Source organism: Nitrosospira sp. NRS527 (assembly GCF_018406445.1).
Taxonomy (GTDB): Bacteria; Pseudomonadota; Gammaproteobacteria; order Burkholderiales; family Nitrosomonadaceae; genus Nitrosospira; species Nitrosospira briensis.
In genome coordinates this window covers 3,125,883-3,148,328 of the sequence record NZ_AP024515.1, presented here as the reverse complement: position 1 = coordinate 3,148,328, position 22,446 = coordinate 3,125,883, and the positions used below count along the sequence as shown (strand labels likewise).

General features: G+C 53.7%; 22 protein-coding genes and 1 tRNA gene. 17 read left to right on the top strand and 6 right to left on the bottom strand.

What is annotated here, in order from left to right; genetic code table 11:
* Positions 1-177: 177 nt before the first annotated feature.
* The 12 genes from KJS40_RS13995 to KJS40_RS13940 all read left to right on the top strand — a co-directional run bounded on the left by KJS40_RS13995 (position 178) and on the right by KJS40_RS13940 (position 12,754).
* Entirely contained in the window at positions 178-714 is a 537-nt protein-coding gene (locus tag KJS40_RS13995) for a cytochrome C oxidase subunit II (RefSeq protein ID WP_213538467.1), read from the top strand.
* A 12-nt stretch (positions 715-726) separates the two neighbouring features.
* Positions 727-2,217: a cbb3-type cytochrome c oxidase subunit I gene (locus KJS40_RS13990; RefSeq protein WP_213538466.1), complete on the top strand. Its 1,491-nt coding sequence runs from the start codon at positions 727-729 to the stop codon at positions 2,215-2,217.
* Between the two features lie 17 nt (positions 2,218-2,234).
* On the top strand, positions 2,235-2,849 hold the full coding sequence (locus KJS40_RS13985; RefSeq protein WP_213538465.1) for an SCO family protein: 615 nt from the start codon (positions 2,235-2,237) through the stop codon (positions 2,847-2,849).
* Positions 2,846-3,469: a hypothetical protein gene (locus KJS40_RS13980; protein ID WP_213538464.1), complete on the top strand. Its 624-nt coding sequence runs from the start codon at positions 2,846-2,848 to the stop codon at positions 3,467-3,469. Before KJS40_RS13985 ends, KJS40_RS13980 begins: the two co-directional genes overlap by 4 nt.
* Positions 3,470-3,506: 37 nt before the next feature.
* A complete protein-coding gene (locus tag KJS40_RS13975) occupies positions 3,507-4,352 on the top strand; it encodes a formate/nitrite transporter family protein (protein ID WP_213538463.1) in 846 nt (281 codons plus the stop codon).
* 505 nt (positions 4,353-4,857) lie between these two features.
* The gene (locus KJS40_RS13970; RefSeq protein WP_213538462.1) at positions 4,858-6,570 is read left to right on the top strand and encodes a multiheme c-type cytochrome; all 1,713 of its coding nucleotides are present in this window, start codon (positions 4,858-4,860) and stop codon (positions 6,568-6,570) included.
* A 33-nt stretch (positions 6,571-6,603) separates the two neighbouring features.
* The gene (gene haoB / locus KJS40_RS13965) at positions 6,604-7,650 is read left to right on the top strand and encodes a hydroxylamine oxidation protein HaoB (protein ID WP_244859619.1); all 1,047 of its coding nucleotides are present in this window, start codon (positions 6,604-6,606) and stop codon (positions 7,648-7,650) included.
* 357 nt (positions 7,651-8,007) lie between these two features.
* Entirely contained in the window at positions 8,008-8,715 is a 708-nt protein-coding gene (gene cycA / locus KJS40_RS13960; RefSeq protein ID WP_213538460.1) for a cytochrome c-550 CycA, read from the top strand.
* A complete protein-coding gene (locus KJS40_RS13955; protein WP_053111332.1) occupies positions 8,715-9,314 on the top strand; it encodes a NapC/NirT family cytochrome c in 600 nt (199 codons plus the stop codon). The genes cycA and KJS40_RS13955 overlap by 1 nt, the downstream gene beginning before the upstream one ends.
* A gap of 277 nt (positions 9,315-9,591) precedes the next feature.
* Positions 9,592-10,374: a hypothetical protein gene (locus KJS40_RS13950; RefSeq protein WP_213538459.1), complete on the top strand. Its 783-nt coding sequence runs from the start codon at positions 9,592-9,594 to the stop codon at positions 10,372-10,374.
* 194 nt (positions 10,375-10,568) lie between these two features.
* Positions 10,569-12,104: a DEAD/DEAH box helicase gene (locus KJS40_RS13945; protein ID WP_213538458.1), complete on the top strand. Its 1,536-nt coding sequence runs from the start codon at positions 10,569-10,571 to the stop codon at positions 12,102-12,104.
* 83 nt (positions 12,105-12,187) lie between these two features.
* Positions 12,188-12,754 (top strand): cob(I)yrinic acid a,c-diamide adenosyltransferase, encoded by a 567-nt coding sequence (locus KJS40_RS13940; protein ID WP_213538457.1) that lies wholly within the window; start codon positions 12,188-12,190, stop codon positions 12,752-12,754.
* Positions 12,755-12,911: 157 nt separating this feature from the next.
* On the opposite strand, the gene lspA is transcribed toward KJS40_RS13940, so the two are convergent.
* Genes lspA through KJS40_RS13925 form a run of 3 tightly spaced genes read right to left on the bottom strand, consistent with a single transcriptional unit; the run spans position 12,912 to position 17,300 of the window.
* Entirely contained in the window at positions 12,912-13,397 is a 486-nt protein-coding gene (gene lspA / locus KJS40_RS13935; RefSeq protein ID WP_213538456.1) for a signal peptidase II, read from the bottom strand.
* A 33-nt stretch (positions 13,398-13,430) separates the two neighbouring features.
* Complete coding sequence (ileS, locus tag KJS40_RS13930; RefSeq protein WP_213538455.1) at positions 13,431-16,274, bottom strand: isoleucine--tRNA ligase; 2,844 nt, start codon at positions 16,272-16,274, stop codon at positions 13,431-13,433.
* Positions 16,275-16,298: 24 nt separating this feature from the next.
* Complete coding sequence (locus KJS40_RS13925; RefSeq protein ID WP_213538454.1) at positions 16,299-17,300, bottom strand: bifunctional riboflavin kinase/FAD synthetase; 1,002 nt, start codon at positions 17,298-17,300, stop codon at positions 16,299-16,301.
* A gap of 292 nt (positions 17,301-17,592) precedes the next feature.
* On the opposite strand from KJS40_RS13925, the gene KJS40_RS13920 reads away from it, so the two are divergent.
* The 5 genes from KJS40_RS13920 to KJS40_RS13900 all read left to right on the top strand — a co-directional run bounded on the left by KJS40_RS13920 (position 17,593) and on the right by KJS40_RS13900 (position 19,690).
* Positions 17,593-17,668, top strand: a tRNA-Phe gene (locus tag KJS40_RS13920).
* Positions 17,669-17,901: 233 nt separating this feature from the next.
* A complete protein-coding gene (locus KJS40_RS13915) occupies positions 17,902-18,477 on the top strand; it encodes an AbrB/MazE/SpoVT family DNA-binding domain-containing protein (protein ID WP_213538453.1) in 576 nt (191 codons plus the stop codon).
* Positions 18,464-18,871, top strand: a complete 408-nt coding sequence (locus KJS40_RS13910) for a PIN domain-containing protein (protein WP_213538452.1) — start codon at positions 18,464-18,466, stop codon at positions 18,869-18,871. Before KJS40_RS13915 ends, KJS40_RS13910 begins: the two co-directional genes overlap by 14 nt.
* Positions 18,872-18,890: 19 nt before the next feature.
* Complete coding sequence (locus KJS40_RS13905) at positions 18,891-19,280, top strand: type I restriction enzyme endonuclease domain-containing protein (protein ID WP_244859618.1); 390 nt, start codon at positions 18,891-18,893, stop codon at positions 19,278-19,280.
* A 155-nt stretch (positions 19,281-19,435) separates the two neighbouring features.
* Complete coding sequence (locus KJS40_RS13900; protein WP_213538451.1) at positions 19,436-19,690, top strand: hypothetical protein; 255 nt, start codon at positions 19,436-19,438, stop codon at positions 19,688-19,690.
* A 103-nt stretch (positions 19,691-19,793) separates the two neighbouring features.
* On the opposite strand, the gene KJS40_RS13895 is transcribed toward KJS40_RS13900, so the two are convergent.
* From KJS40_RS13895 to KJS40_RS13885, 3 genes are read right to left on the bottom strand one after another with little or no spacing between them, the layout of a single operon-like run.
* On the bottom strand, positions 19,794-20,867 hold the full coding sequence (locus KJS40_RS13895) for a hypothetical protein (RefSeq protein ID WP_213538450.1): 1,074 nt from the start codon (positions 20,865-20,867) through the stop codon (positions 19,794-19,796).
* Entirely contained in the window at positions 20,864-22,075 is a 1,212-nt protein-coding gene (locus KJS40_RS13890; protein ID WP_213538449.1) for an ImmA/IrrE family metallo-endopeptidase, read from the bottom strand. Before KJS40_RS13890 ends, KJS40_RS13895 begins: the two co-directional genes overlap by 4 nt.
* A gap of 1 nt (position 22,076) precedes the next feature.
* Positions 22,077-22,409: a hypothetical protein gene (locus tag KJS40_RS13885; protein ID WP_213538448.1), complete on the bottom strand. Its 333-nt coding sequence runs from the start codon at positions 22,407-22,409 to the stop codon at positions 22,077-22,079.
* Positions 22,410-22,446: the final 37 nt, after the last annotated feature.

The following is a 22,446-nucleotide window of genomic DNA, read 5'->3' as shown; positions in this document are numbered from 1 at the left end:
TTGTTTGCATATCTGGTGGATTTCCAGTCTCGCAGACCTGGAAAATTCACCTGAATATAGGCAACCATTTCAAATCGGCATTTAGAGACTTTTCAAACCCCGCTAGAGTTATCGCCCGGCACCGTTGTAATTTACCGGGCACTACCGATGAAATACATAGAAAGAAGGAGAGTATAAATGCAAGAAACCGCGTGGCAGGTTTCCCTTGTATTGATGTCGCTGATTGCATTCGGCGTTATTTACGTTGCCATCAATTCCGGCAAGCGGGAAGAGGACTACGGGCCGTTGGTAAAGAGTGCATATGGTTTTCGCACGAAGTTATTCTGGACGGTGGCATTGCTATTTTTCCCGGCAATGATTTATAACCTGGTTGGTCTGCCTTTGCCATATGGCGAAAGTCGCGCCGACACCAAAATTGGTCCGGCGCAGGTCATCAATGTAATCGGGCACATGTGGTACTGGGAAATGGATCGCGACCAGGTCGAAGTGGGACAGCCGGTTGAAATCCGTATTACCAGCGCGGATGTTAATCATGGCTTCGGCATTTATGACACTGATTTGCGTCTGGTGGCACAGGCACAGGCCATGCCCCACTACACCAATGTAATCTATCACACTTTCAAAAAGGAAGGCACATACAAAGTGCTGTGTATGGAGTATTGCGGGGTTGCGCATCACAATATGATGACTGAAATCAAAGTTGGCAAATCTTAGAGAGGAATAAGCATGGCAAGCTATACCTATACCCCAGTTCCTGATACAGGGGCAAAGGCCGGCGTACTGGCCTATTTAGTCGTCTCAGCTGTTGTACTACTGCTGATGATGGTTTTCGGTCTGCTCATGAGACTGGAGCAAGCGCAAATCACCTCCATCGGGGGGCTCTGGTTTTACAAGATCATGACATTGCATGGCGCCGGTATGGTAGGTATCGTCGCGCTGGCCGGCGCGGCTATCATGTGGCATTTTCTGCGGCTGTACGTGGATCTCTCCAATGGCATATTCATGGCCAATCTGGCGCTATTCCTGATTGGCGTGGTGATGATCCTGGCCAGCGTCCTGCTGGGTGATTTTCATGCTGGCTGGACGTTTCTGTTTCCTTTGCCTGGAAACTCGATGGGCTTGTGGAGCACGGGCGCCGCTGCCCTGTTCATGGGCGGCCTGCTGGTAATCGGCGTGGGTTTCGTGCTGCTGCATCTGGATATCGCGCGCGCCATCATCGTTCGTTACGGCGGTCTCGGCCGCGGGCTTGGCTGGCCACAACTTTTTGGTCATGATGATGGTAACGCGCCGCCACCGACCGTTGTCGCCAGCACAATGGTGACGATCGTTAACCTTATCGGTTTGGTAGTCGGCGCCAGTATCCTGGTGATGATGCTGGTGAATCTCTATGTGCCGAGTTTTGAAATTGATCCGCTGCTTGCCAAGGGCATGATTTATTTCTTTGGCCATGTGTTCATCAACGCGGTTATCTACATGGCGGTGATCGCCGTCTACGAGATTCTGCCGCGATACACGCAGCGTCCGTGGAAATCGAACAAGGTGTTTCTTGCTTCCTGGACGGCCTCCACCTTCATGGTCATGTTCATCTTTCCGCATCATTTGCTGATGGACTATGCCTATCCCAAGTGGTTTCTGATCGTTGGTCATATAATTGGTTATCTCAACACCTTTCCCATTTTAATAGTGACCGGCTACGGTGCCATGATGATCGTGTACCGTTCGGGCATTCGCTGGGACATGTGCTCAAGACTGCTGTTTGTGTCATTGTTTGGTTGGGCCGTGGGCGCCATGCCGGCATTTATCGACGGCACAATCACGGTCAATTATGTAATGCATAACACGCTATGGGTACCGGGGCATTTTCATACCTATCTGCTGCTTGGCATGGTCGCAATGGTATTCGGGTTCATGTATTACCTCGGGAAGCCGAATGAAAATGCCAAAGACAGCCCTATCGATGTCGCGGCCTTCTGGGCATTCGTTATCGGCACCATGGGTTTCACCATGTCGTTTCTCTACTCCGGGAAAATAAGTGTACCGCGCCGTTACGCAGAGCATCTTCCGGAATGGGTGCCCTACGATCGTCTTGCCTCGTATTTCGTAATGTTGTTACTTGCTGCCGTGCTGGTGTTCATATTCCGCTTCCTCTCACGGTTGGGTTTCGCTGGTCGCGATTACCAGCGCGCATCTCAGGCGCAAAGTCTGGCCGCTACATGATGCAGTCCATATAATCCATGAACCCGGTGAAACGCAGCGTAGTGACAACAACGCTGGTGATTTCACTGGGTTCGTGGTTTTTTTGGTGGGCTACGGACGGATTTACCGCGTTCACCGCTGAAACGGCGCGGCGGGTGGAAATTCTGCGCTCGCCTCGTCCGTTGCCGATGGTTACGCTCGAGGACCAGGATGGGAACAAAATCAGCCTGCAGGATTATGAAGGGCGACTACTCGCCGTAGACTTCATCTACACAAGTTGCACCACGCTGTGCCAAAGCATGGGCATGATCTTCAAGCAGATTCGCGACCTCATACCGCAGAAATCCCTGGGACGCGATTTTGCACTGATCAGTATCAGTTTCGACCCGGATCATGATGATACGGCAAGCTTGAAGAAATATGGCCAGGCTTACGGCGCTGACGGGAAAATCTGGCGTATTGCGAGGGTTCCTGACAAGGCGGAGCTCAAATCCCTGCTCGACGCGTTCGGTATCGTTGTGATCCCTGATGAATTCGGCGGATATGAGCATAATACAGCCCTTCATCTCGTGGGCCGTGATGGGCGCCTGAGGCTGATTACCGATATTGATAAAGCGGCACCATTTGCTGAACAAGTGGTGTCGTTGCTATGAGTAATCCCGCTTTACCCCGTAATATTAAATACGGGCTTGGCTTGGGCACATTATATTTGCTCCTCGGAACACCCGTGGCGCGCGATTGGCTGGAAGCAACCATGAGCCGTCACATGCTGGTGCAAATGCCGTTACTTGTAATATTGGGAATTATCGCGTGCCGATTGCTTCCGGTGCACTGGCAGAACGCCGTTCTGGCGAGAGTAGGCGGCTCGATTCCCTGTGTAATGGTTGCATTATTTGCCTCAAGCTACTGGATGCTGCCTCGCGCACTGGATGCGGCGCTGACGGATCCTCTGGCCGAGGTTGGAAAATTCCTCAGCCTGCCGCTGCTCGTCGGGTTTCCTCTAGTCCTCGCCTGGAGGCGGCTAACCCTGATTGGCCGGGGCTTTGTCTGGACAAATTTTATCAGTATGCTGGCAGTGCTTGGCTGGTTATATATCGTTGCGCCCGTTCGGGTTTGCAACAGCTATCTGGTGAATGACCAGGAGCACGCCGGCTGGTATATGGTCATAGGTTCGATTCTGCTTTTCGTGTGGTGGCTCGCCACCTTATTTATTGGTAGCGGGGTTGGCCCGAATAAGCCAGGTGGTAACGGTTCGGGTACGACGCTCGCATAAGATCGAGAGACATTGTATTAGGGGAATAGGAAAAAGCATGGACTATCATCCGCCGTATAAACTCATGGAAGAGGTTGAAGCTGCCAGCAAAAAGAAAGCGGGTCTGCCCGCTGGCGGAATGCTGGTTAAAGGCTTCCTGTCTGGCGCGCTTCTCGCGTATGGAACCGCGCTTGCTTTCAAGTGTTCTACCGGCTTTTCCGAAGGCGCCGCCGCCCTCGTCTCGGGCGCAGTTTTTCCGGTAGGCTTCGCCATGATCATATTGCTCGGTATGGAACTTGCGACCGGCAACTTTGCCGTGCTGCCGGTTGGCGTTGTACGCGGCAAGGTAACGGTCAACCAGATGTTTCGCAATTGGGGCTGGGTATATCTGGGGAATTTCTTTGGCTGCGTTTTTGTGGGTTTTTTAATTGCCATCGCCCTGACCGAGGCTTTTATCGAACCTCACGGGGCGCTCGGCGAGAAAATCATCGCGGTGGCGATCTCCAAAACGCTCGTCTATGAACATGCCGGGGCGAATGGTTGGTTGACCGCGTTCGTCAAAGGTATACTTTGCAATTGGATGGTCGCGCTTGGAACCATTCTGGGTATGGTGTCAACATCCGCATTCGGCAAAATAGCCTCCATCTGGTTACCGGTATCCACATTTTTCGCCTTGGCGTTCGAGCACTCGATAGTCAATATGTTCGTTATGCCGACCGCTATGCTTCTCGGTGCTGACATTACCATCGGGCAATGGCTGTTCTGGAACCAGATTCCGGTCACGTTGGGTAACATAGTCGGAGGCGCCGTATTCACGGGTCTATTGCTGCATTATTGCTACAAACCGTCTCCACCGGTTACCGAGGAGAAATCCGTGCATAACGTAACCCGGACTGCCCCATAAAGAAACCATGATGCATTTCGCGATGGAGCCATTCGATGGTTATGGTCAACCCGGTTATAGTCAATCGTTTTGCCGCAGATAAAATCGGCCATTTTGCAATATAGCAATACCTGAGCAGGCGGGGCGACTTATACCCGCTTGCTCAGTATTGCCTTCACCTCCCCACCTGGCTTACCTGTCACGCTCATCAATTCAAGTTTGGCATCGCTTGGCCCGATGGGGCAGTTGAACTGCCGCACCTGCCAATAGTTCCCTTGTCCTTGTATAAGCCACTACCCTTGTCGGATCGGCTTGTTTCAATTTTTACTGCACAGCTCAATTTTCTTGACACGAAGTAGTTGTACGTTTAGGCTACGCGGTGTTTTAGGGAGGCCTTGGGGATAGCCCTGGGGGTTTTACAGAAAAGACAGATATCGGACTAGGGAGAGGCCCTGATTGCTTAGCGATTTAGGTTTCGAGTCTGGATATCGGACACAACAAATCAACACGGAGTAAGGAGAGAAAAATGGTTGTCAAGCCTTGGCTGAGGCTGGTCACGCTCGCATGCGGCGCCTTATTGGCGGCGTCTGCCTACGCGGACTTTCCCAGCGTCCCCAAAGAAACGTACAAAGCGCTGAACCTGCAGCAATCGGCCTCACCGAAAGAATTGCACCAGGCGCTGGTCAAGCGCTACAAAGACCCGGCACAAGGTGCGGGCCGTGGCACCCTGGCCAAATACTGGGAACCGATTCCCATGAGCATGTACTTTGACCCTGCCTCCTTCTACAAACCGCCCACCTCCATGAAAGAAGTGGCAGCGCGCGACGAATGCGTCAAATGCCACACCGACGAATCGCCGGTCTGGGTCAACGCCTGGAAAAAGAGCACCCACGCCAACCTGGACAAGATCCGCAACTTAAAGCCTGACGACCCCATTTACTACAAGAAAGCCAAACTGGAAGACGTCGAGAAGAACCTTCGCTCCATGAACCGGCTCGGCGCCAACGAAAAGCTCAAGGAAGTTGGTTGCATCGACTGCCACGTCGACATCAACGCCAAAGGCAAAGCCGACCACATGAAAGACCTGCGCATGCCCACCGCAGACGTCTGCGGCACCTGCCACCTGCAGGAATTTGCCGAACGCGAATCCGAGCGCGACACCCTCATCTGGCCCAACAAACAATGGCCGCAGGGACGCCCCTCGCACGCCCTTGACTGGAAAGCCAACGTCGAAGTTGCCGTATTTGCCGCCATGCCCCAGCGCGAAATCGCCGAAGGCTGCAGCATGTGCCACACCAACCAGAACAAATGCGACATGTGCCACACCCGGCACGAATTCTCCGCGGCCGAATCGCGTCAGCCCGAAGCGTGCGCCACCTGCCACAGCGGCGTAGACCACAACAACTGGGAAGCCTACTCCATGAGCAAGCACGGCAAGATCGTGTCCCTCATGGGTGACAAATGGAACTGGGAAGTCCCCCTGAAGGACGCCTACGCCAAAGGCGGGCAGACCGCCCCCACCTGTGCCGGCTGCCACTTCGAGTATGAAGGCAAATACGCCCACAACGTCGTACGGAAGATACGCTGGGCCAACTACCCCGCCGTTCCCGGCATAGCCGAGAACATCACCAGCGAATGGTCCGAAGAGCGGCTTGACTCCTGGGTCAAGACCTGCACCCAGTGCCACTCCGAACGCTTCGCCCGCTCCTACCTCGAATTCATGGACAAAGGCACCCTGCATGGCCTGGCCAAATTCAAGGAAGCCCACGGCGTAGCCGAGAAACTCTACAAGGATGGCCTGCTCACCGGCCAGAAGACCAACCGTCCCGCCCCCATGGCACCCGACAAAGAAATGTTTGCCGGCTTCACCCAGCTCTACTGGTCCAAGGACAACAACCCTGCCGCCATCGAGCTCAAAGTCCTGGAAATGGGCGAGAACAACCTGCCCAAACTGCACGTAGGCCTGGCCCACGTCAACCCGGGCGGCTGGACCTACACCGAAGGCTGGGGACCCATGAACCGCGACTACGTCGAAGTCATGGACGAAAACACCAAGATTCGCGAAATGGCCGCCTTGCAGGCACGGGTCGCCAAGATGGAATCCAGTCGACGCTCCAGCCTGCTTGACATCCAGAGCACCGATGACAAGCTCTCCCTGGGCGGCTTGGGCGGCGGCATGCTCCTGGCCGGCACCTTAGCCTTAGCTGGCTGGCGCCGCCGTGAAAAAAGCGAACGCTAACATTTGAGCACCTCAACTTCAACCCGCGCCCCCGTGGCGCGGCGCAACACCAAACTCCTCCCCTCACTGGGCATCCTTCTGGTGGCGGGAGGAATTCTTTTACTCCTCTGGTTTGGCTGGCTCTGGTTCAACCCCGGCCCCGCCCCCTATCGCTACCAACTCGTCACCGAAGGCGGCATCGACCAGTTTCCGCAACTGGGCCTGCCGGCAGGCATCGACCCCGCCCTCAAGCTGGCCCAATATGAAGTCTATGCCGAAGGCGTCGACCAGCCCCTGGCACTCACCCACACCGCAAGGCTGGGCACCGAGCCCCCCGTGCGGCTCGACTGGGAAAACCACACCAGCGAACTGCTCGTCACCGTCGACAACAAACTCAGCGAACTTGCCGCCCTGTCGGTGGCCATCGCCAAGCATGCGCCCAAAGACGCACTCATCCTCGCCTGGTGGGACACCTCGCGCCAGGTCAACCTCCTGGCCGGACGCGACACCCTGTTCACCACCCGCATCGGCGAACCCCTGATCGTCCCCACCCCGTGGCTTGAGCGCACCGACGCCATCAAACGCTACGAGAACGAATTCTGGGGCGCGCCCGCCGGCGAGCAGGAACGCGCCACCTTCCAGCGCTTCGCCGACGCCCTCCTGGCCCCGCCCGAGACCGGCGCCGCCCTGCTGCGCGAACTGGCCGGCAACCGCGAAGCCTACATCGCCATCCACGTCAACGACCTCTACAAACTGGGGCTCATGCGTCCCAAACAGTTTGACGTCACCTACAAGAACTTCCCCATGGAAGGCAACATGCACGGCCTGATCGGCTACCTCAAGACCTGGATGCAGAGCAACCAGTTCGACACCTACACCCTGCAATCCATCTCCGACAAAATGGTGCGTGCCTACTTCCTGCACAAAGGGCCCAACAGCGAGAGCCTCATCGCCCAGATGCTGCCCTTCACCGAATCCCAGCCCCTGGAACTGCAAGCCCTCCAGCTCATCTACCAGCAAGGCGGCTACTGGGTCTACAAGATCCCCGCCCCCGGCGACAGCGCAAGCGCAAGCGGCGCCGACCTCCCGGAAGGCACCTGATTCCGGCGATATAACGCAGACACAGCGACAGACCCACCGAGCAGACCCCAGACCCGCCAGCTCCATCAGACCACCGCCCCGGCCCACCCGCCTGCGGCGGGCTGGCGGTACCAGTGGTACCAGAAAGAGTCATGGTACTGGTGCTACCCGTTTACAGAAACCGGAGATACAGTATGGGCAAAATCCGGAATCCGGTAGTAGACCGCGCATTTGTCGCTTAAGCGTTATAATACAAAGGATTTTACGTTTCCCGTGAGCTTCGCTTTCAGGGGCACGCTGCAAGCGTCGGATTCAGGATAAAAAAAGGTTTTAATAACACCCGGATAATTTTGTCTCGCCAGAAAAAAAGGAGAAACCATGAGCCATCGCATGACATTAGTCCTCGCCGCAGCCGCCATGCTGGCGGTAGTTGCAGGCAGTGCTACCGCGCAATCGTATGAAGGCCGCAAGAAGTGCAGTTCCTGTCACAAGAGCCAGGCCGAATCGTGGGGCGACACCGCGCACGCCAAGGCCATGGACTCCCTGAAGCCCAACACCAAGGCCGAGGCCAAGAAGAAAGCCAAGCTCGACCCGACCAAGGACTACACCAAGGACAAAGACTGCGTAGGCTGTCACGTCGACGGCTGGGGCAAGGAAGGCGGCTACACCGTCGAAGACCCGAGCAAGTTCACCACCGGCGTCGGTTGCGAATCGTGCCATGGTCCCGGCTCCAAGTATCGCGGCACCCACCGCAAGGCTGGTGCTGCTTATGAAAAATCGAAGAAGACCGCTCCGCGCCAGACCCTGGCCGATGCCGGACAGGACTTCAGCTTTGAAGAAAGCTGCAACGCCTGCCACCTGAACTACGAAGGCAGCCCGTGGAAGGGCGCCAAGAAGCCCTACACTCCCTTCACCCCCGCGGTGGACAAGAAGTACACCTTCGACTTTGACAAGTACGTCAAGGACACCAAGGCCATGCATGAGCACTACAAGCTGGACGGCACCTTCACTGGAGAGCCGAAGTTCAAGTACCATGACGACTTCCAGGCCAAGGCCAAGGTGGGTGTGAAAGGTTCGGAGGACTGATGGCGGGAATGAAAGCAGGCGGCACCCTGCTCACAGGTGCCGTACTGGGGATCGTGATGGTGGCGGTGGTATTCGGCGGCGAGGCCGCCGTCTCCACCACCGAATTCTGCACCAGTTGCCATTCCATGAGTTATCCCGCGGAGGAGCTCAAGACCTCCTCGCACTATGGTGCGCTGGGGGCCAACCCCGGCTGCAAGGATTGCCATATCCCGCAGGGCTTCAAGAACTTCCACCTGGCAGTGGCCACCCACGTGGTGGATGGGGCGCGCGAGCTGTACATGGAGTTTGCCGAGGATTACTCCACTCTGGAGAAGTTCAACGAGCGCCGGCTGATTATGGCGCACGATGCGCGCATGAACCTGAAGAAGTGGGACAGCCGCACCTGTCGTGAATGCCACAAGAATCCGCAACCGCCCGGTGCTGACGCCAAGGCTGCACACAAGAAGATGGAGACGGAAGGGGCGACCTGCATCGACTGCCATCAGAACCTGGTGCACAAGGAGGCCCCCGAGACCGACTTGAACGAGAGCAAGAAACAGGGCAAACTGGTCCTCAAACCCGAAAAGAAGGATGATGACGAGGAGGATGAGGAGGAGTGAGCCGGATCACACCGGCTACCGCTACAGCATCTGGCACACCTCATCCATTCACCCGAACCGCTGCTTCCCGCGTCCGCGCGAGGAAGCAGCGGTTTTACTTGCATCAAGCAATAATGCCGATTTCCCAGACGGAATTCGATAAAAGAGCCCGATTGGATTTCCGGGCTGGATGTGCGATAGTCTGATCACTTGTCCCTGATTTAAAAACTTCAAAAGTAATCCCGCGTCCTGCACCAAATCAATTTAACGCCGGGACATCTATCTGAGTAAGAAAAGAATGCTACGTAATTTCCCCCCCCCGAATACGAACTGTTCCCACCGGATACGCGATTATTTCATCGCGACCCTAACATTCGTGTGCGTGGCGATCAGCTTGAACCTGGACGCCAGCGGGAGCCTGGAACAACAAAGAAACATGGGCCTTCTCGCCTGGACATTCCTGTTCGGCTTGCTATTGGGAGAGAATAAGGAAGTACGGATGCAGGTCATCATTGCGGTCGCGTTCGCTACGCTTGGCGAGCACTTCGCCTCCATCTATATGCAAGGCTACACTTATCGGTTTGGCAACGTGCCGGCCTATGTTCCGCCGGGTCACGGCATGGTATACCTGACGGCTGTCGCACTTGCCCGCTCCGGTTTCTTTCTGGCCCACGCGCGCAAAATAGCGATGTTTGTCGTATTGACCTGTGGCGCATGGTCAGTCTGGGGAATCAGTGGTTATCCCTCGCAGGGGGATCAAGTCGGTGCACTACTATTTTGCGTTTTTCTGATCTACCTGTTCAAAGGTCGCTCGCCAATGGTTTATCTGGCGGCCTTCTTTATCACCACCTGGCTGGAACTGATCGGTACGGCAGTGGGAACCTGGAGATGGGCAACGATAGAACCTGTTCTCGGGTTATCGCAGGGAAATCCGCCTAGCGGCGTTGCAGCCTGGTATTGCCTGGTCGATGCCGTGGCCATCGGGGCCGCACCCGCGTTATTGAACGGATTCAAAAAGAGCGGCGAATGGTTTAAGGCGGAGAAGCCCAAAAATATCCGACAGGGTGCGAGAAATGATTAGATGAATTTTTCAAGTTTCGACAGGTCTAATTTATGCTTACTCGGTGAAGCAGTTGGTAAAGCCGGGATTCCGGGGACTCTGGGCACCACAAAAATCTTTTGTTATCACTTTTTCTTGTTTTCAATCTTCTTTTTTAAACTACTCCATCTGAACTATCCTAGTAGCGATTGCCGGATGGGCAAGCAATAATGGATATGTCGTTCACTCAACTCAATCTTTCGTCCGAAATTCTACGCGCCATAGCCGATCAAGGCTACACCGAACCTACACCGATTCAAGCCCAGGCAATTCCGCTCATACTCGAGGGAAAAGATATCATGGGAGCGGCCCAGACAGGCACTGGCAAAACCGCAGGCTTTACATTGCCCATGCTGAGCCGGTTGCAACCCGGGGCCAGCACCAGCGCCTCGCCCGCAAGACATCCGATTCGTTCGCTGATCCTGGTACCCACGCGTGAACTGGCCGTCCAGGTATATGAAAGCGTAAAAACCTATGGTAAATATCTGCCCCTGAGGTGTGCCGTCGTTTACGGGGGTATGGATATGCAGCCCCAGACGAAGGATTTACGCGCCGGAGTGGAAATCCTCGTTGCGACGCCCGGCCGCCTGCTGGATCATATCCAGCAGAAGACAATGAGCCTGTCGAAGGTCGAGATCCTGATACTGGATGAAGCCGACCGCATGCTGGATATGGGTTTCCTACCCGATATCAAGCGTATTCTGGCGTTGTTGCCGCAGCAGCGCCAAAGTCTGATGTTCTCGGCAACTTTCTCTGAAGAGATCAAGAAGCTTGCAAACACGCTTTTAAGAGATCCGGAATTGATCGAGGTAGCAAGGCGTAATTCCATCGCGGAACTGATCACTCACGTGGTGCACCCAGTGTCCAGAACGCGCAAGCGTGAGTTGCTGGCTCACCTTATCAAATCGGCGGACTTGAAACAGGTTCTGGTATTCGTTCGCACCAAGCATGGCGCCAGCCGGTTGGCTGAGCAGTTGGAACGGGATGGAATCACTGCGACGGCAATTCACGGCGACAAGACTCAGCCTCAACGCACCCAGGCGCTGGCGGAATTCAAGGAAGGCATAGTTCGCGTATTGGTGGCGACCGACGTTGCTGCGCGGGGGTTGGACATCGAGGATCTGCCGCATGTGGTCAACTTCGAATTGCCCACCACGCCCGAGGACTATATCCATCGGATTGGCCGCACCGGCCGCGCGGGCACAAAAGGAGACGCAATTTCACTGGTATGCGAGGATGAGGCCGAGTTGGTCCAAGGTATCGAAAAGCTCCTGAAATTCAAGCTCAATTCCACAGTCATAGCGGGATTCGAACCAGAAGCCCACGGCCATCCTGCGGAATCCACAGAATCTGAAGGTAAACATCGCACATTCGATCGCAACAAATCAGTGCGGCCAGAACAGCGAAATACTATCAAACACGCTGATCGGCCCGATGACGCGCACTCCGCATTGCATCCCAGAAATGGCAAAGATGCTAAGCGCCCCAGAGACCACGCGAGCCCGCAGCGGCGGGGCTCCACGGTGCCCGAGGATCCATTATTCAGCCAACCTTATATACCTCGCACGCCTGTGACCCAGCACGCCGATAATCCTGAAGCGGCGTCCTCGCGGAACAACCAACCAGATCATTCGCCACATAGGCAGCAGGGTAAGCGCTTGGCCGCACTATTTATGCCGAGATCGCCAAGCAAGTCCGAGCAAGATCACTAGCAGTCACGTCCAGGGCCTCCATATCGACCCAACCGTTCCGATCCGCGGACGCCCTCAATGTCTATAAGCGGATAACCTGAAGCATGGCAAAACGCCTGACAAAAATCTATACCCGCACCGGCGACGACGGCACAACCGGACTCGGTAACGGCGCGCGATCTGTCAAGGATGGTTTGCGCATCGAAGCTATCGGCACCGTCGATGAACTCAACAGCTTCATGGGTGTTTTGCTTGCAGAAAATCTCAAAAAGGAAGTGCGCAACAACCTGGAAGATATCCAGCATGACCTGTTCGATCTGGGCGGCGACCTGAGTATTCCCGGACGCGTGACGATGAGCGAAGCGCAAGTCAGCCGTCTGGAAAAACAACTCGATGACTACAACGCCCCGTTGGCGGCGCTGAAGGAATTCATACTTCCCGGTGGAACCCGGGCCGCTTCTGTATGCCACGTCGCCCGCGCTGTCTGCCGCCGCGCCGAGAGATGCGTGGTAAGGCTATATCGAGCCGAAACAGCGGTGCCATACCATGTCCGGTACCTCAACCGCCTATCCGATTTTCTATTTGTCCTATGCCGCGTATTGAACCGCCAGAACGGCGTGGAAGATGTGATGTGGCAGCCGCGGAAAAACTTCGGTTCTAATACGCTCTAGCAGCCTGCTGGACTTAAAGGAAATCAGTTGCAAAAGCGTCTGGCTGGTTCATATTTCGCCGCTTTTTCGGCTAATAGAATAACTATTGGCCTTCAAAATCCTCCCACACCCGGTCACTTTTTCGCTGCGATTCTTCAAGCCCGACAGGCTGCTGGCATTATCCTCGGCGCTTTCCCGCGCCCAGTTCCTTATGGCGGAAGCTTTCGACCACCATTAATACCGCGCCGATAAAAATTGCGGAATCCGCCACATTAAACGCGGGCCAATGGTTGCCGGCCACATGAAAATCGAGGAAATCGACCACATGGCCCAAGGTAATCCGATCCCACAAATTACCGAGTGCGCCGCCGAGTATCAGGCTTAGCGCAATACAGAAAAGTCTGTCCGCAGCGTGTTTGTGCAGCAGATAAGTGATCAGTAGCGAAGCGACCGCCGAAATTCCGGTAAAAAACCAGCGCTGCCAACCGCCGGCATCACTGAGAAAACTGAACGCCGCGCCCGCATTATAGGTTAGCACCAGGTTAAAAAAGCCCGTCAGCGGAATCTGCTGACCGTGAACCAGCGCGGACTCCACCCAATGCTTGGTCGCCAGATCCAGCACCAGCACGATCAACGCCAGGATCAAGCTAAGCTGCAGCTTCATCGTACCCGGCGCGCCATCATGAGCGCAGCATGCTCAGGCATGATGCCGTATCTCCCCTGAGCCATACAGATTTGATACACATCGACCGCATATCGTCGGATGATCGACATCGGCGCCAACATCCGCACGATAATGCCAGCAGCGTTCGCATTTCGGGTGGACGCATGGGGTGACCGAAATTTCCTCTTTCCCCGCATCCTCTACACGCACTACCCGCGCTGCGGATGTGACGAATATCAGTCGCATATCGTCACCCAGCGAATCAAGCAACGCGAAATCCGTCCCCCCAGCGTGAATTTCCACCTCGGCAGCAAGCGACGAGCCGATTTTCCCCTGGCCTCGCGAATCTTCCAGCCGCCCTTGCACCTGAGAGCGCAGTTCACGAATTCTCGCCCAGCGTTGCATCAATGCACCTTCATCCGGCTGCAAAGGAAATTCATGCCATGTATGCAGCAGCACGCTGTCCTCGCTGTTCTCCATATTGCCTGTCAGATGGTTCCATACCTCTTCCGCGGTAAAGCTGAGAACAGGCGCAAACAAGCGCACCAGGCTATGCGCAATCTGGTGGAGCGCGCTTTGCGCAGAACGGCGCGGGATGCCCATGGCGGCTGCGGTATAAAGCCGATCCTTGAGTATGTCCAGGTAGAAACCACCCAAATCTTCCGAACAGAAATTATGCAGACGATGTACGATCAGGTGAAAATCGTAGTTCCGGTAGCTTTCGGTCAGGTCATCCTGAAGTTTGCGGCTAAACGCCAGCATATAGCGGTCTATCTCCAGCCATTCCTCTACCGCTACCGTATCTACGACCGGATCGAAATCAGCCAGGTTCGCAAGCAGAAAACGCAACGTATTGCGTATGCGCCGATAGCTTTCCACCACCCGCTTCAAAATCTCATCGGATATCGACAGCTCGCCGGAATAGTCGGTAGAAGCCACCCAAAGGCGAAGAATATCCGCGCCCGATGTATCCATTATCTTCTGCGGCGCAATGACATTTCCTTTCGACTTGCTCATCTTGCGGCCATGGCCATCTACCACAAAACCATGCGTGAGCAATGCGTCGTAAGGCGCGCGACCGTTGATAGCACAACCGGTCAGCAGCGAAGACTGAAACCACCCGCGGTGCTGGTCGGAGCCCTCCAGATAAAGATCGGCAGGGTACCCAAGTTGAGAATTTTGCTTGAGTACAGTTTCATGCGTCGTGCCCGAATCGAACCACACGTCCAGCGTATCCGTGAGTTTCCTGTATTTTTGCGCCTCATCGCCCAGCAGTTCCGCCGCATCCAGGCTAAACCATGCTTCGATTCCCTCTCGCTCCACGCGCTGCGCCACCTGTTCCAATAGCTCATCCGTGCGGGGATGCAGTTCATCGGTTTCCTTATTCACGAAGAGCGCCATCGGCACGCCCCAGGTGCGCTGGCGCGAAACACACCAGTCGGGCCGATTCTTCACCATCGCATCCAGACGAGCACGGCCCCAGGAAGGGTAAAATGCCGTCGCCTCCACCGCAGTCATGGCCGATTCCCGCAACGTCCGATACGTCCGGCCAGCCCCATCCTGATCCGTATCGCTCACCTGCTTGTCCATGGCAATAAACCACTGAGGCGTAGCGCGGAAGATAATAGGGGTCCTGTGCCGCCAGCAGTGCGGGTAACTGTGCTGAAGCTTATCGGCCTTCAATAAAAGACCGTTTTTCTCCAGCGCCTCGATTACCACATCATTGGCTTTCCATACGGAAAGACCGCCGACAAGCGGAACATTCTCGAAAAACCGGCCATCACCGCCAACCGGGTTCTCAACCGGCAAACCGTATTTCTGACCCACGACATAATCATCGACGCCATGCGCCGGAGCCGTGTGCACCGCTCCTGTACCGGCTTCCATGGTGACATGCTCCCCCAGGATTATCGGGATCTGCCGCTCATAAAATGGATGCTGTAATAGCATGTTTTCAAGTTCAGCCCCGGTACACTTCCCGGCAATGCTGACCTCAGCTCTATCAATGCCATAGCGTTCGAGCGCGCTATCCATCAGAGCCTCGGCAATAAGTAAATACTCACTACCGACATCTGCCACAACGTAATATTCTTCAGGGTTCAGGCTAACTGCCTGATTAGCGGGCAGCGTCCAGGGCGTTGTCGTCCATATCACTACATACACCTGTTTAGCAGCTAAATTCGCCGGGGCAGAATCCCGCGAACCACGAACCTTTTTCCAGAACCGTTCGGTATCGATGACCCTGAATTTCACATCGATCGCCGAAGATGTCTTGTCTTCATATTCCACTTCCGCTTCCGCCAGCGCGGAGCCGCAGTCTATGCACCAGTTAACCGGTTTTTGTCCCTGATAGACATACCCTCTGCGATGGACTTTTCCGAATGCACGGATAATGCCCGCCTCGGTGCTGTAATTCATAGTGAGATAAGGATGATCCCAATCCGCCAGCACACCTAGCCGGATAAAATCTGCTTTCTGCCGTGCAACCTGCTGTGCTGCAAAATCGCGGCATAGCTCACGCACCTTATCCGCAGGTAAATTCTTGCCGTATTTTTTTTCCACCTGATGCTCGATCGGCAAGCCATGGCAATCCCAGCCCGGCACATAGGGCGCATCAAAGCCAGCGAGAGTCTTTGACTTGATAATAATATCTTTAAGGATCTTGTTCACCGCATGGCCAATATGTATATCGCCATTGGCATACGGCGGGCCGTCGTGCAGCAAGAATTTGGGGCGCCCTTTTGAAACCGTCCGAATCTTCTGGTAGAGATTCTTTTCCTGCCATGCCTTGAGCATCACAGGCTCGCGCTTGGCAAGGTCACCGCGCATGGGGAAGGGCGTATCCGGCAGGTTCAGTGTTTTTTTATAGTCGGTCATATCATCTGCAATATATAGCGGACATCAGTTCGATCTGTGCAGAAGGCTTTTTGCGGCGTCAGTAGAAGATACCAGGGGCGCCGAGCTAAAGTAGTCTCTGGCATTCTCCACATCTCGTCCAATCTGCGTGGTAAGCGTAATAAGGTCGGGATATTTTTCTTCATCCCGGAGCTTATGAAGAAAATGTACGCGCAAGTGGTTGCCGTATATTTCACGATTGAAATCGAAAAGGTGAACTTCCAGCACCGGCTTGCCATGCTCATGCACCGTCGGGCGCACGCCCAGGCTGGCTACCCCCCGAATCGAATCTGGGGAGAATAAACCCACCGTTCTCCTGGATTTCATCTCGACTTCGACCGCGAAAATTCCCGACAGCGGCGGCCGGTTATGCTTGAACTCGATGTTGGCAGTGGGGAACCCGATTTGCCTGCCGAGCTTGGCGCCACTCACCACCCGACCGCTGATGCTATAGGGCCGCCCCAGCAGGCGCTTCACAAGGTCTAGGTCGCCCGCAGCCAACGCTTTACGAACCGCCGTGCTCGAAACCCTTACACCATCCACAATGTAGCCCGGCATTTCTTCCACTTCAAAGCCGCACTGCGCGGAAAATGCCTTAAGCATGGCAAAATCCCCGGCCCGGCGGGCGCCAAAGCGAAAATCGTCACCTACCAGCATCCAGCGCACGGCAAGGCTTTGTTGCAAAATGCCGACAATAAATTCTTCCGCACTGATTCTCGCAAAATCGAAATCAAAGCGGCACACCTGCACCCGTTCCACGCCTGCCGCCGCTAGCAATTCCAGCTTTTCCCGCAGGCTGGTGAGCCGGGTAGGCGCCTTGTCCGGCGCAAAAAATTCGCGCGGGTGCGGCTCGAAGATCATCACGCAAGACGTCAGGCCAAGCCTAGTGGCAGCGTCTTTCAGACGGGCAAGCATAGCCTGGTGGCCCAGATGCACCCCATCAAAATTGCCTATGGTGAGCGCAACGGGCGCTTCTGCCTGAGCGGGAATACCGCGAGAAACACGCATGACTTGCGATTGCTAAAACGCTGAATTATATCTGTTTCAGGCTGGTTTATTCGGTATATCGAAGATATCATAGTGCTAAATATGGATTTTCTCATGGTATGCGAACTCAGCGCCAGCTTCGCCCAATCGAGGTAAAACAGCTCGACCTCATCATTCCGTGAACAATACGAATAAGGTCTTTTGTTCCAATGAGTTTGACGCTGTGCTAAAATTGCGCGACCAAAAATACTGCGCGCTGTGCTCGCTGTATGGATAGCGCTTCAGCGTGTATGAGGTCGGCGTTTCAAAGAAAGGCCAAGTAGCTCAGTCGGTAGAGCAGAGGACTGAAAATCCTTGTGTCGGTGGTTCGATTCCGCCCTTGGCCACCAAATGATTGTTTCATCCTGTCCCAAGAAGTCCCGAAAGCCCGCTCCTCGCGGGCTTTTTCATTGGTTCTCTGTCCTGTTACATCCCGCTAGGTTCTATTGCATCCTGTATCGGGGGCATAAATAGCGTACATCGGTGTACCCCCGCACCTTATACCCCCAAAATGCCATTGATCGATACACCAGTTCGCAATGCCAAGTCGAGCAAACCGCGCCGATGAAAAGGGCTGTTCCTGTTGATCCATTCCAACGGCTCTAAGTACTGCTGGCGGTTCAAGTATCGTTTCGGCGGAAAGGAAAAATTGCTCTCCCTGGGTATCTATTCCGATGTATCACTGGCTCAAGCCAGGCAGCGTGCGACGATGCCCGCAAGCTATTCAAGCAAGAAGCAAAGCGAACAACCAGGAAAATCGCGGGTAATAGTTTCGAGGCAGTCGGTCGCCAATGGTATGCAAAGCACTCTCCCAATTGAGCTGCTAGCCATGGACAAGATCATCCGTCGCCGGGAGATAAGCATGTGTTTATCAACAGAATCGTATGATATACTTTACAACATGTATATCTATAAGGAGTCGATCATGCAAGTCTCAAAGTGGGGTAATAGCTTGGCAATTCGATTGCCTGCCTCCGTGGTTGAAGCACTGGAACTACACGAAGGCGACGACATTGAGGTGGTGATTGCTGATGAACGGGTTTTCCAAGTGAAAAAGAAACCGGGCAACGATGCCTTCCTGATGCGATTACGAGAATTCAGGGGGAAGCTCCCTGTTGATTTCAAGTTTGACCGCGACGAAGCAAATGCCCGCTCCTAAAGCCTTTATTGACAGCAATATTTTGCTGTACCTTTTATCGGCTGATGCTGATAAGGCCAATCGGGCCGAGGAAATTGTGCGGGCAGGCGGGCTAATCAGCGTACAGGTGTTAAACGAGATAACGAATGTAGCACGTCGCAAGCTCGCCATGTCGTGGGTGGAAATCAATGAAGTGTTAGGCCTGATCCGGTCGATATGTCCAACCGAGCCGTTGACTATCGAGACCCATGATCGAGGCAGGCTTGTCGCTGAGCGATATGGGCTAAGCGTATACGATGCAATGATCGTGGCGGCTGCACTTCTCGCAGGATGCAAGACATTATATTCAGAGGACATGCAGGACGGACTACTGATCGAACATCAGCTACATATCTGTAATCCATTCCAGGCTTGACACATAGAAGTGGTCGCGCTTGTTTGGTCCTTGGCTTCGTAATCGCGCCATCGCCACGCAAGAGGTTATCGAAGAGCTTATCAAGCTGGCGAGAGAGATGGATGCTGCAACGAAGCGTGGCGAAGAGCTCGGTTTGAACGAAGACGAGATTGCTTTCTACGATGCGCTGGCCGCAAACGAAAGCGCAGCGCAAGCGATGGGCAACGACGAACTTAAAGTCATTGCAGCCGAGCTTGTCACGAAAGTTCGCAAGAGCGTAACCATCGACTGGGTGGTCCGCGAAAGCGCGCGCGCCAGAATCAGAGTGATGGTAAAGCGCATCCTCAAGAAATATGGCTACCCGCCTGATCTCCAGGACGAAGCCATCAAGATGGTTCTGGAGCAAGCAGCGCTATTGTCGACCGCTTAGGCAGTGGCATAGGGTTGTCCGCAAAAAGTCAGCCGCGTAACGCTAAGTCAGCTAAACCTCGAACACCAGCCAAATGTGCCCGTATTTCTCGGTTTAGAAGCGCGAACGGCGCGTATATCCTTGGGCTAGCTCAACAGTCAACCAAGGATACATAAATGATCGATTCAGACTTCAGCATCGGCTTCTCCACCAATCTCGTCAACGGCCTCAACCCTAATTGGCGGCCGCAGGCGGGCCTGCTGAACATTCACTACCCCGCCGAACAACAGGCGATGACTTTGAGACCGGTCCAGCCGATAGCGCAGCTCGGGAGCTGGATGCATCCAGTCATCACACTGCAGAGGATCAATCAAGTCCGACCTATTGATTGCGCCCATACAAAATGGTACTCAATTTGGAAAACTGTATGACTACCGTATCTATACTCCATGCCGCACCCTCCTTCCGTGCAGCATATTGTCGCAGCTAAAGCTGACCGGCTAAAGCCGGCGGTTTAAACCTTAGAATGGAAAATTAAACAGGCAACCTGGAGACAGCGGAAATTCTAGATAACTGCCTAACTGTATGCGTAATGTGGTTGTTTTGATCAATTGTCACCCAATCCTCAAGACGCTTGAAAGCATGACCACCGAGAGCAGCAGAAACTATGTTCTCACCACCCCAGCAATCTGGGCCCCGAAACTGATGACTCTTGTAAAGCAATTTCGATAAATTCCGATGCTGGGACGTATCACTTACCCAGCGACTTCCCTTCACAATAAGCCATTCTTTATCCGAGGTATAGCGGATTTTTGCCGCAGGCTTGATGGTTTTCGGGTCAAAGTCAAAGTAACCAGGATGGATAATTCCATAGTCTGCATAGTTAACATCTGGATTAATCTTTGCCAGCATTTCCCACACCAAGAAGTCCCGCCGAGCAACTGATTTCAGCGTCTCCCTTTTTACCTTACCCATATCGCTGACGATAGCGGATGCCGCAAAGACAATCCGGGAAGGATTCAGTTTCCGAACTTCTGCCAGTGCCCGAACGAATCGTATTTGGATCACATCGGAATCCATGTGTTCAATAGACCTGAAATCCATGAACACATGCAGAGGTAGATCAGATGCGCCGATCTCGGAAATCAACCGTGAGACTCGCTCCACGAGCATACTAGGTAACTGAATGTCTTCATTGCCGAGACGGATAGCAATGGCATCAACGCCGGCACTTACTACATGCCGAACGGCTAGCTTATATGCAGTGTCTCGCTCAACACCAACAACAGGGATTGCATCAATGCGGTCAAAGGCGATTTGTTCATGCACGATGGCGACTGGGTGCGCGCCGTCATAACCTCGTGCAGATGGATCAATGTCAAACAGATCAACATAGCAGCGTCCATGTCCATTCCATGCAGCAGCAATATTGATTGCCTGCTTCTTTAGGAACAGATGAACATCACCGCCATTGGTTAAACCTGATTTCAAAGCCAGCACATCAAAAAATGGAATGATGCTTGATTTGACTTCCCGATCAAGGCGCATCAGTGCTTTTGCTTCGCCCTGTTTTGACTTCAGCATCGGGGTATAGATAGGATCAGTCATTCTTCATCTTCCAAAGGAGAAATTTCGAAAACTTTTTTGATATTCTGTCTTGCACCGAATTCTTTTAGAATCTTGTAATTATTAGTTTCCCGTTGGATTCTTCCAGCAACGATAGATGGATGAATCATCAGCGAATCGGCCAACTTCACCACTGCCTCACCTCTTTTTGTTTTGAGCGCCTCGCTTGCCTGCCAAATGTGGCGAGGAATAAAAGCCTCCGCCGCTAGAAAATTTGCCTCTGCCTCACGCTCATCTTCATTATCAAGATCGTCTTCATCCACAAAAGCTGGGCTTTGACGGGTCAAGTGACGTTGGACATGGATCAGTTCATGCATTAGTGTGAACCAAAAATAATCTACCCTGCTATAACGCAGGGTCAGGCCAATCACAGGTGTTCCATCCTGGTCCAACATTGCTGCCCCATCCAGCTTAGTTTTTGGCAGGTGGGGCTCTATCACCAAAACCACACCTTTCATTGCCAAGAATTCAGCAGCAATTTTCGGCCCATCAACTGACCGACTCAACTTCGCCAATTGCTTCAAAAACTCGTCTGTAATTGAGCCGGGCACATAACGCACTTCTGTTTTTTTCTGATCGCGCGCTCGAATTAATACACGAGCAACCCAAGCATAAATCGCATATTTGTTTTCCTCCTTGGTCACACCAGTAAGAGTCTTGCGCAACAACACCGGAGCACTTTGAATAGCCGTGCGCGCAAAAAACGAGCGGATAAGTTGCTCACCGCCTTTCCCCTCAGCTAGATCAACGTCAAACCATCCTCGTTCTTGCATTTCCTTGACTGGAAATTTCTTCCAATCAACATCAGCGCCTTCAGAGTCCTCCTGATTTGGATGACCGATCAAAACCTCAGCAGGAATCCGTAATTGCTCATGGATTGCCCGAATCATTTCAATGGTCAATTTACGCTTGCGCGCTAGAACCTCAGAAGCACGACTAGGACTGCCAACGATTCTGGCCAAATCCTTCTGCTTCATTCCCAGTTCAGCAAGACGATAAACAATCGCCTCAATTGGATCGGGTGCTTCAAATTTGAACCGTGTTTCCTCAAATTTTTCAAGCAGAACAGAAATAACGGCCAATCGTTCAGCGTCACCGCTACCCGGCATGGGATCGGAAAACGCCAACTCCTTAGCTTGCTCAAGGAGTTCGGCATATTGAAGTTCATTTCGAATAACGCGGAGTTCCATATTAGGACCTCTGGAACTGCGTTGCTTCGGCTTCGTTTACTGCAAGCACGATTAGAATTCCGGTATTAAATGCGATTTGTGTTGTTATGACGCAATTGACTCCTGCGGGGAAGAAGCGAGCCATCTTCGGCGTCAGGAATTTGACTGCTGGGAAGCAGGAAGCCACCGCCGCTTGATCAGTCCATACAACCCTCTGGCTGATCGCTTGCCACATGGCCAGCGCCGTTCTGGCAGAAGGAAACTGCCTGCTGTGAAAGGTGATGTGCTCACGGCCAATCAAGATCATGGAAAGTAGTTTAACACAAAATTCCCAACACGGGAATAATTTTCCCATTTCGGGAATTAAAATAAGGTGCGTGCTGGGGTCGGCG